The organism is Streptomyces sp. NPDC043854 (assembly GCF_056436005.1).
In genome coordinates this window covers 267,550-280,502 of record NZ_JBWKDK010000005.1, presented here as the reverse complement: position 1 = coordinate 280,502, position 12,953 = coordinate 267,550, and the positions used below count along the sequence as shown (strand labels likewise).

The window sequence follows — 12,953 nt, the reverse complement described above, 5'->3', positions numbered from 1 at the left end:
GCTCCCGGCCGCGACTCGTACAACGCGACCGCGTCCGCCTTGAACTCCGGCGGATAGTGCTTCATGACCACGGGACATCCGTTCTCCTGGACTCAAGATCCAAGTGTCTCGAGTGTCCAAGATCCGGGGTCAAGCCCCGGCCTGCGCCTTGCCCGTGATCCGGTCGATCACCAGTTCCGGCCGTACGATGACCAGCGCGAGCCCGGCGATGAAGACGACGGCCAGCGAGGCCTTGATCCGCCGCTTGGCCTTGCCGCGGCCGCCCCGAATGTCCTGCCAGGCCGGTCCGGTGCGCCAGCCCGGCGGCTCCTGGCCCTGGTCGCGCCGGAGTCTCGCGCTCACCATGCGTGCCTGCGCGGACGGCTCCCTCGGATCCTCCCCCGCCCCCTCAGCGGCTGCCTGTTCCATGAACCGGGCCCACTCCTCGTCGGAGAGTTCCGGTCTGTTCCTGCCGTCGGTCCCGCCCATCTCCCCACCCTGATCCGGATACACGGCCAAGAGGCCCCCGACCCTGCGGCAGGGAGCCTCTCACGTGCGACGATACCGCCCTCAGTCGCGGCGCCAGATCCAGAGATGCCCCTGACTGCCGTGGCGGGCGGCTGCGCCTGGGAGCCTGTCGCGGCCGCCGACAAGGACGCCCGCGGCGTACCGAGGCAGCCTGCGGCGGCCGTAGTCTGCGGGATGACCGAACCGCCCTGCCGTCGCAGCGGTCCGGAGTGCATCAAGATGACCGGAAAGGCCTGACGCGCCGGCCGAGACCCCTCTGACCGGGCCCCACCACTGGAAGCAGCAGCAGTGGTGTGCTTCTTCGGCCGGTATCAGTCCGACACTCCGGCACAGGCCGCCATCAAGGTGCCCTCGGTGTCAGACAGGAGGCATTCACCGAGGCATCACACCGAGCGCCCAGCAGCAGAAGCTCAGCTCGTCCACGTCCTGTTCGATCAGGGCCGACGCCGTGGTACCGCCCGCGTGCCCCGAAGCGCGGAGCGGCAACACCAGGTACGGGCCTCCCCGCGCGGCCTCGGCCTGGAGCCGGGCAGCCATCTTCAGCGGATCATAGGGAGGAGCGTTCCGGTCGTTCAGTGCCGGCGCGAACATCATCACGGGGTAGCGGCGATCGGCTCGAACGTTGTGGTAAGGCGAGTAGCCGGCGAGATACGGGCCTTCGACCGGGTCATCGGGATCGCCGTACTCCACTGTCGCCGCGGCCAGATGGCTGAAACGGGGAAACCGCAGCATGTCCAGCACCGGCACCCGACTGTAGACCGCCCCGAAGGCGTCAGGTGCCTGCATAGCAGCAACCGTGACGAGCAGGCCCCCGTTGCTGTTGCCGCGCGAGACAAGCCGGCCGGGCGTCGTCCAGCCGGCCGAGACCAGGTAGCGCGCGGCGGCAACGAAGTCATCGAAGGCATTCTGCCGCCGGGTCTTGACCGCCGCCTCGTGCCAGCCGCGGCCGTACTCGCCACCGCCCCGGATGTTGGCGAAGGCCAGTACGCCGCCCAGCCTCAGCCACGCCGCGTTGACCGGTGCCCAGCGCGGTTCCATCGCGATGTTGAACCCGCCGTAGCCGCTGAGCCGCACGGGCCGCTGCCCGTCGCGCGGCAGGTCCTTGTGGCGGACGACGAACATCGAGACCGGCGTGCCGTCCGGCGACTCGTACCGGACCTGTTCCGTGATGAATGCGGATGTGTCGAGTCCGGCGTCGGGCACGTGGTACGGCGACAGCCGGTCCGCCGCGTAGTCGTAGCGGTAGAGCGACGGCGGCTGTACGTACGAGGTGAAGCTCACCCATACCTCGTCACCGGTCCAGCGGCCGCTGACCCCGCTGACGACGCCTTCGCCCTCGTTGCGGTTCACCGAGCCGAGGGCAGGAAGCTCCAGGTCGCGGAGGTGGGTGCCGTCCGCGGCGTGGATCCGCACCCGGTGCGAGGCCGCGTGCGTGTAGACGGCGTAGAGCCGGCCGCCGACTCCGGCGACCGTCTGGAGCGTGTCGGGGCCCTCGGGTATGAGGGTCCGCCAAGTGGTCGGCCCGGTCAGCGGTGCGAGGCAGAGCCGGCCGCGCGGTGCGTCGAGGTCCGTATGGATGAGCAGCGAGTCGCCGATGACCTGGACCTGGTTGAGGGATCGCATGACGGGAGCCACCGGTATGAGCTCGCCGTCGGCCAGGCGCAGCAGGTGCACGGTGTTGGCGTGCACGTAGTCCCACATGGACAGGACCGCGAAGCGGCCGCATTCACTGGCCTTGACCGAGCACCAGTATTCCTTCTCGTGATCGTGCCGTCCTCCGAAGATTCGGCGGGCCGGCTGCTGCGACCCCAGCCGGTGCTCGTAAACGGCGTGCCAGAGTGCTTCCTCTCCCGGCGGGACCTCGCCGGGCTCGGGACAGGCGGCGTAGAGGAAGCCGGAGGAGTCGGGGAGCCAAGCGGGTGCCGAGTGGCCTGAGCCGCGGGGCCGGTCGGGCAGTACCTGCCGCGAGGCGATGTCGAGGACGTGGATCACGGCGTCGTGCGTGCCGCCCACGGACTTTCCGAAGGCGACCAGACGGCCGTCGGGCGAGGGCACGGCGAACACCAGCGCCTCCTCGCTCGCCCACGTGCTCGGGTCGAGCACGGTCTCGGGCAGTGCGGCCGCTCCTGTGCTGCGCCGCAGCACGAACGCGAGCTTCTCGTCGTCGGCGCCCGCCTGCCAGAAGAACTCCTGGCCGTGTGGTCCCGCGGGGATCGGCGGCGACATGCGCGCATACCGCGAGGCACGGGAAGCCTCTGCCCGCAACCGGTCCCGTCCGGGCACCTCGGCCAGCACGGCGCGGGTGACGGCCTCCTGCGCGGCGATCCACGTCGCGGCCTCCGCGTCGTCGATGCGCTCCAGCCAGGCGTACGGATCCTGGAACCGGCGCCCGTGCACCGTATAGCCGCTGTCCGGATCCTTCCGCGCCACCGGGAGGTCAATGGGCAGCCTGAGTTCCTTCACCGCACGGCCCTCCTCGACCCGACGTGTATGACGGAACTGTACGAACTCCCGTGCAGCACGCCGTCGACCATGTCCTGCGCACTCATCCCGGTCACGTCCAGGAGCTGGCCGTCCACCGGGCCGCCCACGAGCTCGACATAGGCGTGGCCGTCCACCGGCCCCGCCGGCTCGTCCGCGTACGCTCCGTACACCCGCATCCCCGCCCAACGCTCAGCCATCACCGCCCCAGCCTCCCACCAACACGCCCGCCACCGCGGCCTGTCCCCCGCACTCGCCACCTCGCATCGGGACCACCGGCAACCCGCAGTCGCCCCGCTGAGCGCCTCTCAGAGACCGACACGACCCGAGCCGGGAGCTGCTGCGAGGCGCTCAGCGGGCCGCACAGCGGCTAAAACGGTGCCGAAGCGGCCTGCTGGTGACCAGCAGTCGGCCAGGCGCCGACAGAACGAGCTGCCACGGCGGCCAGGTCGGCGGCCTCAACCTCCCGACGTCGCTCGGCCTTCCACGCGGCCATCCGGCAACGCACCTCCTCGTCCAAGGCGGTGCCGTACATGCCCTCAGCGATCAGAAGAGCGCGCACACGAAGCTCCTCCGCGGCTTGGCGGCCGCGGCCGGCCGCCGGGGCGTACCCGGCGGCGCCGTCGCGCGGGCCCGGAACGTCCGCGGCAGCCTGCACGCCGACCAGTTCAGGGTTCTCGGCCGCCAGTTGCTCACGCAGACTGGTGGTCTCCGCAGCCTCGGCGGCCCGAGCGGCCCGCTCGCGGTCCCGCCGCTCGTTCTCCACCACAGCGGCGTCGTACACGGCGCCAATCTCTGGGCCAACCTCGCCGTCATGGCCCTCGACCGCTTGGAAGCACTCGTCCGCAACCGGCTCAAACGCCTCCAATACCGGCCCGACACCCTCGACGGCTTCATAGCCGGCACCGGCCTGACCCTCTACGAACCAGCGTCACCCTGACGAGCTGAAGTCAGTAATGGCCGTGGGGGCTGCGCATGTCCACGAAGCGGATCTCCAGATCGGTGGCCAGGTAGTCCATCCGACGCTCCCAGAAGTCCCGCAAGTGCGGGAGTGCCAGGTGAGCGTCCAAGTCGGACTGGCTGCGCCACACCTCGTAGAACACGAAGACGCCGGGCTCCTCGCGGTCCTCGTGGAAGTGGTACTCCAGGCAGCCCGGCTCCTGACGGGTGGGCTCGACGAAGGAGAGCAGCAGCTCCATGAGTTCCTGGGCGCGTTCGGGCTTGGGGCGGGCGACACCAATGAGTGTGACGAGCTGGTCCATCGGGCTTCTCCCCCACAGATAGGTACGACTGGATTCGTACCTGCCGGACGCTAACAGTCGCCGGAGGTAAGATCCAATCCATACCTGAGGGAGGAGGTCGCCACCATGCCCGACGACGAGGGCCATCCGACCGTCGAGGAGATCGAGCTCGGCAAAGTGCTGTCCGCACTCTCCGACCCCCTGCGTCGCCGAGTGGTGCGCGAGCTGGCCGTTGCCCCCGAAGGCACTGCGCGCACGTGCGCGTCTTTCTCGCTGCCGGTCTCCAAGGCGACGGTGACCCATCACTTCCGCACCCTGAGGGAGGCCGGCCTGATCCACCAGGTCAACCGGGGCAATAGCCGGATGGCAGGCCTGCGTCGAGCAGACATCGAGGCCAGATTCCCCGGGCTCCTCGCCATCCTGACGGCCGAGCCGACCGCCTGACCGCTCCCTGAGCTGCCCTGATCAGCATTTGGTGCAGGTATCAGCCCCAGACGATCGCCGGACGCCGAGATCAGAGGAGCGCGTAGCGATCTGCCGCGCCTGCCACTGCCGAACGGGCTCCTGATCAACATTTGGTGCGGGTATCAGCCCCAGGCGGCCGGCGGACGCCATGCCGGGAGGAGCGCGTAGCGATCTGCTGCGTCCGGGTGGTCCGCAGGGAGCTCTGGCCAACCTCTCGTGCGGGTAATCGCGCCCCCGGCCCGGGATCTCGACATTTGAGGGCTCGGATGCCCGGCGGGCCGGCCCCAGGCCCCTCGTCTGATCCCTGAGCTTGATCATTAACCTCGCTGCTGTTTCAGGCGGACGCGTTCGGTGACGGTTTCGATTCGTTTCACGGTCTTCCCGGGCTCGTGACGTGGGGCTGGCCTGCGGTTCTTCGAGCCAGGCGGGCGAGGGCGTCGGCCGTGCCGTAGCGGGTGGTGTCGCACGTCGTGGCCTGGTCAGGGGTGTGCCAGGACTCCGGCTTGGAGAAGGTGAGGACGCCGCCGTGCTTGCGGGGCTGTCCTCCACGGGGGGTGGAGCGGCGCGGGCCGGCATCCCGGAGCATGACGCGGTCCGAGCGGAGCCGGCCGACCAGTTCGACGGGCAGGTCGGCCAGGACAAAGGCGAGGCGGGTGACGTCGTAGCCGGTGTCCATCACGACGAGGATGTCCGCGTCACCCGGCCGCCACTGCCAGGCGTGCACCAGCCGGGTGATCACCTCGCGCAGCTGGATGGCGGTCACCGCGCTGGCATCGTCGCACGGCCCGAGCCGGATCGCGTCCGGCACCGCCGTCCAGGACGTACGTCCCGTCTCCAGCACGGCGACGAAGGAGTAAGGCCAGCCGGGGATGAACTAATCCGCGCTGCGGCCCCGCCCATAGACGTGGCAGAACAGCAACTCCGGGCTGGTGGGGGCGTCGGGACGCAGCCAGTTGCTCACGTCCACCGCGAGCACGATCCGCCCGTCGGCGGCACGCGGCAGCGGCATGGAGGCCAGCAGCCTGCGCAGGCGGCGCGGCTCCAGCCAGCCGTGGTTGACCGCGTCGTACATCGCCCCGTGTCCCCGCCGGTGCTCGGCCGTGAGCGTCAACACGACCAACGACGTCACCGGGCCGTCCGAGCACAGCACCGCGTCGGTCAGCTCGAAGAGCGCATCCGCCCGGGTGTAGAGGCAGTCGTAGAACTGGACACGAAAGTGGGACAGGACACCCAACGCGGCGTCAGCGGACTGTTCAGCAGCGAAACTCTTCACCAGCGGCCGTTCCTTCACGCGACGTTGCTCGACACCTCGAAGCGTGAAGAACGGCCGCCCTGCTGTCCCGGAAACGAACCAAGATCAGCGGGCCGGGTGAACGGCCGAGGTTAAACAACACCAAGCTCAGAAGCCGTTGCCATACCGATCATGGAGTCTGTCGATCGAACGGGAGTCTCGATCGGGTGATCGCGGGCCTTGCCCGGCATGAGAGCAGGGCCTGGCGGTATGCGGGGAAATCCAGGGGAGCGGACGGCCGCGCGCTGCTACGGTCGGGCGCCATGAGCTGGCTTCCCGATGACTTCGTCCACCCTATCCTGGTACCGCTGCCGGGCGGTGGTCATCACCTGCGGCCGATCCGGGAGGTGGACACCCCGCTCGACTATCCGGCTGTGATGGGTTCGCGCGAGCGGCTGTGGGCCATTTTCGGCCCGGCCTGGGGCTGGCCCGCGGACACCATGACCTACGAGGCCGACCAGGCCGACCTTTTGCGGCACGAGAAGGAGATCGCCGCGCACCAGTCCTTCAACTACGCGCTGTTCGACGCGGCGGAGACAGCTCTGCTCGGCTGTGTCTACATCGACCCGCCGGAGAAGGCCGGCGCGGACGGCGAGATCTCCTGGTGGGTGGTGGACGAGCTGGTGGGCAGCAAGGTCGAGCAGGCCCTCGACGCGCTGGTGCCGCAGTGGATCGCCGCCGACTGGCCGTTCGAGCAGCCGCGCTTCCTCGGCCGTGAGATTTCCTGGTCGGACTGGCTCGCCCTGCCGGAGCATCCCGACACGTAAGTGGTTGTTGCCCGTACCGATCTCGAAGGCTGTCGGTCGAACGGGAGTCTCGATCGGGTGACTGCGGCGGTTTCCGCGCGTGGAAGCAGGGCCTCCTGGTAGCTCGGGGGTGCGATCCCATTCCGAGTGGTTCCCAGAGGCCCTGTTGACTTTGTTGTACGTGTCCGGGCACGTTGACTTCAACTCGCCCGCCGTGTCGTGCGATTGCCTCGCGCATGTGTACGGCAACACGGCCGACCATCCGGACCGGGTGCGCCGGTATCCGTCGGACATGACGGACGCGGAGTGGGCGGCATTCCGGCCGTTGCTGCCGGTGCCTGCCTGGTTCCCGGGGCGGGGTGGACGGCCCGAGGGCTACTGCCACCGGCAGCTGTTGGACGCGATCCGCTACCTGGTCGCGGGCGGGATCTCGTGGCGGGCGATGCCCGCGGACTTCCCCGCATGGGCCCGGGTCTACGCCTTCTTCCGCCGCTGGCGCGAGCACGGGCTGATCGCCGAGTTCCACGACCGGCTGCGCGGGACGGTCCGTGAGCGCGCGGACCGCGAGGCCGAGCCCACGGCGGGGATCACCGACGCGCAGTCAGTGAAGGCCGCGGCCTCGGTGCCGGCCGCCTCACGCGGCTACGACGGCGGGAAGAAGGTGCCGGGCCGCAAGCGGCACATCGTGACCGACACCCTCGGCCTGCTCCTGGTCGTCGCGGTCACGGCTGCGAACATCGGCGACCGGGACGCCGCGGCGGGCCTACTGATGCGGCTGCGCCGTCTGCACCGCGACATCACCCTCGTGTGGGCCGACGGCGGCTACACCGGCGGCCTTGTCGGCTGGTGCCGGGACAAGCTCGCTCTGACCCTGGAGATCGTCAAGCGCACCGACGACATGGCAGGGTTCGTGGTGCTGCCGAGGCGGTGGGTGGCAGAGCGCACGTTCGCGTGGCTGATGCATTCACGCCGCCTGGCCCGGGACTACGAGACCCTGCCCGCCACCAGCGAAGCGATGATTCGGTGGTCGATGGTCACGCGGATGAGCCGGCGTCTGGCGCGGCCTCGGGCCACCGACCGGCACTGAATGCCCCCGACGCCTCCAGGAGGAGCCACCCGCGCTCCGCCAGGCGCCGGGCTTTCGACCGCAGCCCCTCGACCTTCGCCGACGTCGCGTCAAGGCCCAGCTCCACCGCGATCTCCTTGGCCCGAAGCGGTCGTGACCCGTGGATCGCTGCTGTTCCAGCACGCCCAGAATGCGCTGATAGTCCGGCGCCAGAACCGTCACCGGCAGCCCTTCCCGCCAGGGCGGCACCGTCGAGCCCGGCACCGGCGCGAGCGACAGCACCGCTTTCTCCTCGGCCTCGGTCCCGGCGGTGGTCTCGGCAGCCGAGGCTGCCAGGGCCTCGACCAGCTCTTCCCGCGCGATCACCCGCCGGTCCAGCTCGATCTCGGCGGCCTCCAACACCTCAGCCAACCGGGCGACTTCCTCCCGTAGTCCTTCCACCCGCACACGGGCCGCTGCCTCCCGCTCCTCCAGCATTCCCAGCACCGACGCCATCGCGCACCCCTCGCTCACGGAGCGGAAACAAGACGCCGGATGCCTCTCTCATTCCGAGCTACACCACGCCTGACCAGCAGAAATCAACGGATCACGTTCGGTTGAGATACAACTTCTCACCCCAGCGCCAGAACCAGGCACTACAAAGTCGGGATCGAACTGCCGGCAACGCCCATCACAAAGAGACCGACGAAGACGGCGACACCTGGGTCGCCGGCGTCGAAGCCAAGCAAAGCCTGGGCCACGTGACCACCATCGTGATCAACCACATCGCACTCTTCATCGCCGAAACCGATTCAGAGGCTCTTCACACCGACCTCGTCACTACCCTCGACCCCACAGGTACCGCCACCAAACTCTGGCCAGACCTGGAAGATTTCAACTGGCCACTTTCACCGACACTCACACCCGACCAGGTCGACGGCATCGGAGGCCTCACCCAGCCCCTCCCCAGCACAGCCACCGGCTGACACCCAACCGCTGCCACCACCCCGCACACTCACAGGCCGCGTCGGCTCAAGCTACGACAATGTCCTCGCCGAGTCGTTCTTCCAGGGCCTGAAGCGGGAATTGCTCCACGGGAGGCGCTGGACCTCCAAGGCGCAGACCCGTCTCGAGCTGTTCCGCTGGCTGGCCTACTACAACCGGCGCCGCCACTCCGCCCTTGGTTGCCTCACACCAACCGAATTCGAACAACAGCTGATCACACCACGTACGCTGTCACTCGTCGCATGAAACCACGGTGTCCACTCCCGCGGATCAACCTCAACTTCGGTGACGCCCAACAGCGCTGTCGTACGCAGGGTGGATGTCGGCGGGATGCGCAGGGTTATGGGGCCGCGAATGTCGGGCGGGTATTCGGGACGGGCCGCTTCGAGCGGCCCGGGGGCGCGTGAACGGCGACACCGCGCCGCCGGCCAGTGAGCGCCATCACTCCGGGCGAGGCGGCCTGAGCGGGAACCCGGCGCCAGCTGTGCGGTGCGGGCGGCGCCGAGCTCGGCGCGGGCTCAGATGCTGAGCACCCAGAAACCCCACACGACGACACCGACCGGCACGATCACGGCGACCGCGCCGAGGGCGATTCCGGCCCGCGCCCGCCCGCGAGCCCGATCCGGCCAGCCGCGCATGTCGCGCATGTCGCGCATGTCGCGCATGTCGCGCAGGGCACCGACGCCGGAGACCAGCGCGCAGATTCCCATCGGCACGATCAGGTAGAGCGGGAAGTACCGCAGCCACACAGGGAAGACGGCGGCCGACAGCCACGGGCATCCGCCCATCGCCACCGCCAGGGCGCCCGCGGACAGCGAGAACGTGCCCGTCCGCGCCCGGGGGCCGGGCAGATCTTCGCCGTCGTGGCCGGAGGGTTCGAAATCCACCTCGGGGTACGGGCCGTATTCACCACGGGGCGGGACTGGGATGCTCATGCCCCCAAGCCAACCCTGCCCCGCCCGCCAGCCGTACCCGCGTTCGTACTCAGATTCCCCAAGACCCGGGAACGCGAGGCGGAGTCGGGGGCCCGACCCGGCGACGCCATCTTCCTGGCTACGGTCATCATCTTGGCGAACTGGAGCGGGCTCAGCCCGGTGAACGGGGCTATCCAGGACGGCTCCGACGCCGTGATCACACCAGCCATCGCGTGATCATCTCAGTTGCAGGTGTGGCTCTCGCAAGCCGAATCCTGGGTACTCGACGGATGAGGAGGACGGTGTTGGGCACCGCGGTCAACGACGTCCAGGATGGCGTTGTGCGTGTACCGCGCGCGTGACGGTCCCGAGTCCGGCCGCCAAGGTCGCGGAGGCGAGGACGGCTAGCACCGGGTTCACGTAGCCGGGGACTAGGTCGTTATCCGCGTTACACGTCTTCGAAAGCGGGAGCAGTGTCTCCATGTGCTCGTCGGGGTCGAAGCGGGTGTGCAAGGTGAGTTCGCACATCTCGCGGACGTCCAAGACCAGAAGGTGAGTCAGGCCCCATAGGTATAGCCCGCAGGTCAGGACGGACAGCAGCAGGGTCCAGCGCGCCCACCGGTCACCGCTGGCCGCGCGCCTGACAGTCGCCACGAGGCACCAGAGTCCGGCCACGATGACGCCCACCTGCAGGAATTCACTCAGCATGTCGGCACGATATGCGGGCCGCTCAAGCATTATTCGGGCATACCATCAGTTTATGTCCGGTGTCGTGCCATCGGTTACCGAATCAGTGCATGGATGGGGCGCACGGCACAGTCACCGCGAAGTCGTGGTCCGCCGCCCACCCCGCACCGGGCCCCCGCAGTCTGCGCGCACGGCCGCGGCGCCCACCGCCACGACCACGGCCCACGACGCCTGCGGCAGCTCGGAGAGCATTTACGGGACACCCCTTCGTCGATCCCTACCGCGAGCACCTGCGCAAACGCCGAGAGATCAAGGCCCTCGGCTTCACCGGCTGCCTTAACCTCCTACACAAGTACATCAACCAAGGCCGCGCGGACGCCGACCGCAGCCACATCTCCCCGCGCCAACTCGCCCGGATGATCCTCACCAGGCCCGACAACCTCAAGACCGGACATCACGACCTCCTGACACGGCTCATCACCGCCTGCTTCGAGATGACCCAACTGGCCTCCAACATCAGGGACTTCGCTCAACTTCTGACGCCTCGCGAAGGAAGTGCCGACGGGCTCTCGCGCTGGATCGTCCAGGTCCGCGCAATCGATCTGCCCCACAACCACTCCTTCACCCGGGGCCTGGACCGAGACCGCGACGCCGTGATCGCCGCGCTCAAGCTTCCGTACAGCAACGGCCCCACCGAAGGCGTCAACACCAGGACCAAGCGGATCGCGCCACATGCACGGACGAGCAGGCTTCACGCTGCTTCGCCACCGCATCCTCCTCGGATAGCAGCACACTCCGTCACCACCGAATGTGAGACAGGGCCGCTTACTGGACAGACCCGCTCGCGACCTTCGCGCTGACCTGGATGTTCGGGTTGCGGTCGAGTACCGGGTCGAGGTTGGCGCGGATCTGTTCCATCAGCTTCGCATCGCCGCCCAGGTTGCCGCCGGCGGCGAGCACGTACCGGGCCGGTACGGTCAGGCCGGTCGAAGACCGGGGTGAGGGCGGCGGGGGCGCAGAGCTCGTTGATCTCGATGTTGATCTCGGCGTGCTGCTCGGTGCAGGGCGAGTATGGCGCCGTAGGACCAGCCCACGAGGATCGGGCGGTCCACGCCCCTGGCGGTGAGGACGGCGTCGAGGTCGCGGAGGCACGCCTCGAAGGAGTAGTCCGCGGCGCACTTCGACTTGCCGCGGGCACGCTCGTCGTAGGTGATGTGCCGGTAGTCGCCGCCGAGGTCGGTGATGACGCGCCGAGGCGGATAGGGGCAGCCCTGCATCAGATCGGGTTCAGCCCTGACCCACAAGAGCCCGTAATGGGCGGTACACACAGGCCAGATGGTCTTCGCAGGCTCCTTTACTCTCAGGGCCGTCCCAGGCCGGCCGCGACGCCGCTTGGGGCGCCGCGGCTCGGGCGGGCGCAGCTTGCAGCCCTCGGCGAGGGCCGTCAAGGACGGCAGTCCCGTACTTGCCAGCGGATCGCTGAAGAGCGGCCCGCTGGTGCCGGCCCCGAGGCGCCAGACGAGAGCGGCTGCCTTCAGCAAAGGGCGGGCCCAGGCAGGAACGGGGTGGGTCATGCAGCCCCTGCGAAGCCGGTGATCGTGAAGCGTGATCGTCGCACCGTCCGGATCTGCGCGCCCCCGGTCGGGTGAACGACCGGCGAGTGGCACGCCCGGCTGCCAACGGAAGGGGCGACTCATCGGGCAGAGGTTCACCCGAGGGAAGGGCTTTTCCATGCGCCGCGCACTGATTATCGTCGATGTACAGAAGGACTTCTGCGAGGGCGGCAGCGTTCCAGTGAAGGGCGGCGCGGACCGGGCCGCCGCCATCGCCGAACTGGTCCGGCGGGCCGACGGACAGTACGCCTTCATCGTCGCCACCCGCGACCACCACATCGACCCGGGCCCCCCTTCTCCGAGAACCCCGACTTCCAGGACTCGTTCCCCGTGCATTGCGTTGTCGGCAGGGAGGGAAGCGAGTTCCATCCAGACTTCGTGCCCGCCGTCGACTCCGGGTACGTCGACGAGGTCTTCTTCAAGGGCGCCCACTCCGCCTCGAAGAGCGGTTTCGAGGGCTCGACCCAGGACGGCACGGCACTGTCCGCCTGGCTGAAGGCCCGCGACATCGACGACCTTGACGTCGTCGGCATCGCAACCGATCACTGCGTGAAGGCCACCGCACTGGATGGAGTGCGCGCGGGCTTCACGGTGCGGGTCCTGCTCGACTACACCGCCGGCGTCGCCGCCGACACCACACGCACCGCACTCGACGAGCTGAGCCAGGCCGGCGTCGCACTGAGCGGCGAACCAGTCGTCCTGCCCTGAACAGACCGGTCCAGTCTGTTCCGCCCCTGCATTCACAAGCCAGCAGCGAAATCACCCCGTAGCCTGCTGCAACGACGGTTCAGCGAGCCCAAGTCCGGCCGTCAGCAACTCGGCTGCGGGATGGTCGGTGGCGACGGTCCGCGCTGCTCATGACGGCCTGCCGTTCCACTGACAGCTCACATGTCGCCGACCACTGACACTCTCGCGTCGTCCGACAGCTGCGCGGACATCCGAGAGGGCCGCTGCCTGC

Annotated in this window: 13 protein-coding genes and 6 pseudogenes; 8 read left to right on the top strand and 11 right to left on the bottom strand. The window is 68.8% G+C overall.

The genetic code is table 11. From position 1 onward, the window contains the following. Window positions 1-129: 129 nt before the first annotated feature. The 4 genes from AC068A_RS07760 to AC068A_RS07745 all read right to left on the bottom strand — a co-directional run bounded on the left by AC068A_RS07760 (window position 130) and on the right by AC068A_RS07745 (window position 3,772). Window positions 130-468: a hypothetical protein gene (locus AC068A_RS07760; RefSeq protein WP_478582115.1), complete on the bottom strand. Its 339-nt coding sequence runs from the start codon at window positions 466-468 to the stop codon at window positions 130-132. Window positions 469-879: 411 nt separating this feature from the next. Next, window positions 880-2,970 carry a prolyl oligopeptidase family serine peptidase gene (locus tag AC068A_RS07755; protein WP_478582112.1) on the bottom strand — a complete coding sequence of 697 codons (2,091 nt, stop codon included), beginning with the start codon at window positions 2,968-2,970 and terminating at the stop codon, window positions 880-882. Continuing rightward, window positions 2,967-3,188 (bottom strand): hypothetical protein, encoded by a 222-nt coding sequence (locus AC068A_RS07750; protein WP_478582109.1) that lies wholly within the window; start codon window positions 3,186-3,188, stop codon window positions 2,967-2,969. Before AC068A_RS07750 ends, AC068A_RS07755 begins: the two co-directional genes overlap by 4 nt. A 170-nt stretch (window positions 3,189-3,358) precedes the next feature. Then, on the bottom strand, window positions 3,359-3,772 hold the full coding sequence (locus AC068A_RS07745) for a hypothetical protein (protein ID WP_478582162.1): 414 nt from the start codon (window positions 3,770-3,772) through the stop codon (window positions 3,359-3,361). A gap of 15 nt (window positions 3,773-3,787) precedes the next feature. Between AC068A_RS07745 and AC068A_RS07740 the strand changes: the two are divergent. Further along, window positions 3,788-3,928, top strand: a pseudogene (locus tag AC068A_RS07740) (IS630 family transposase); the annotation flags it as partial. A gap of 10 nt (window positions 3,929-3,938) precedes the next feature. Here AC068A_RS07740 and AC068A_RS07735 read toward each other — a convergent pair. Further along, window positions 3,939-4,250: a putative quinol monooxygenase gene (locus tag AC068A_RS07735; protein WP_478582107.1), complete on the bottom strand. Its 312-nt coding sequence runs from the start codon at window positions 4,248-4,250 to the stop codon at window positions 3,939-3,941. 105 nt (window positions 4,251-4,355) lie between these two features. Here AC068A_RS07735 and AC068A_RS07730 point away from each other — a divergent pair, with 105 nt between their 5' ends. Next, window positions 4,356-4,673: an ArsR/SmtB family transcription factor gene (locus AC068A_RS07730; protein ID WP_478582104.1), complete on the top strand. Its 318-nt coding sequence runs from the start codon at window positions 4,356-4,358 to the stop codon at window positions 4,671-4,673. Window positions 4,674-5,088: 415 nt separating this feature from the next. Here AC068A_RS07730 and AC068A_RS07725 read toward each other — a convergent pair. After that, a pseudogene (locus tag AC068A_RS07725) lies at window positions 5,089-5,928 on the bottom strand (transposase); the annotation flags it as partial. Window positions 5,929-6,248: 320 nt separating this feature from the next. Between AC068A_RS07725 and AC068A_RS07720 the strand changes: the two are divergent. The 4 genes and pseudogenes from AC068A_RS07720 to AC068A_RS07705 all read left to right on the top strand — a co-directional run. Continuing rightward, a complete protein-coding gene (locus AC068A_RS07720) occupies window positions 6,249-6,752 on the top strand; it encodes an N-acetyltransferase (RefSeq protein WP_478582101.1) in 504 nt (167 codons plus the stop codon). Between the two features lie 271 nt (window positions 6,753-7,023). Continuing rightward, window positions 7,024-7,818, top strand: a complete 795-nt coding sequence (locus AC068A_RS07715) for an IS5 family transposase (protein ID WP_478582147.1) — start codon at window positions 7,024-7,026, stop codon at window positions 7,816-7,818. 575 nt (window positions 7,819-8,393) lie between these two features. Then, a complete protein-coding gene (locus AC068A_RS07710; RefSeq protein WP_478582099.1) occupies window positions 8,394-8,762 on the top strand; it encodes a hypothetical protein in 369 nt (122 codons plus the stop codon). A gap of 34 nt (window positions 8,763-8,796) precedes the next feature. Beyond that, window positions 8,797-9,027 (top strand): annotated as a pseudogene (locus AC068A_RS07705) (integrase core domain-containing protein); the annotation flags it as partial. Between the two features lie 272 nt (window positions 9,028-9,299). Here the strand turns inward: AC068A_RS07705 and AC068A_RS07700 are convergent. The 3 genes and pseudogenes from AC068A_RS07700 to AC068A_RS07690 form a co-directional block, all read right to left on the bottom strand. Next, window positions 9,300-9,716, bottom strand: a complete 417-nt coding sequence (locus tag AC068A_RS07700; protein WP_478582096.1) for a hypothetical protein — start codon at window positions 9,714-9,716, stop codon at window positions 9,300-9,302. Between the two features lie 110 nt (window positions 9,717-9,826). Beyond that, window positions 9,827-9,925 (bottom strand): annotated as a pseudogene (locus tag AC068A_RS07695) (IS5/IS1182 family transposase); the annotation flags it as partial. An 88-nt stretch (window positions 9,926-10,013) separates the two neighbouring features. Then, complete coding sequence (locus AC068A_RS07690) at window positions 10,014-10,403, bottom strand: hypothetical protein (protein ID WP_478582094.1); 390 nt, start codon at window positions 10,401-10,403, stop codon at window positions 10,014-10,016. 248 nt (window positions 10,404-10,651) lie between these two features. Here AC068A_RS07690 and AC068A_RS07685 point away from each other — a divergent pair. Continuing rightward, window positions 10,652-11,168: pseudogene (locus AC068A_RS07685) on the top strand (transposase); the annotation flags it as partial. 39 nt (window positions 11,169-11,207) lie between these two features. On the opposite strand, the gene AC068A_RS07680 reads toward AC068A_RS07685, so the two are convergent. Together AC068A_RS07680 and AC068A_RS07675 are read right to left on the bottom strand one after the other, a co-directional pair. Further along, complete coding sequence (locus tag AC068A_RS07680; protein ID WP_478582091.1) at window positions 11,208-11,342, bottom strand: hypothetical protein; 135 nt, start codon at window positions 11,340-11,342, stop codon at window positions 11,208-11,210. Window positions 11,343-11,359: 17 nt separating this feature from the next. After that, window positions 11,360-11,710: an alpha/beta fold hydrolase gene (locus tag AC068A_RS07675; protein ID WP_478582088.1), complete on the bottom strand. Its 351-nt coding sequence runs from the start codon at window positions 11,708-11,710 to the stop codon at window positions 11,360-11,362. Between the two features lie 403 nt (window positions 11,711-12,113). Between AC068A_RS07675 and AC068A_RS07670 the strand changes: the two are divergent. Next, window positions 12,114-12,703 (top strand): annotated as a pseudogene (locus AC068A_RS07670) (isochorismatase family protein). Window positions 12,704-12,953: the final 250 nt, after the last annotated feature.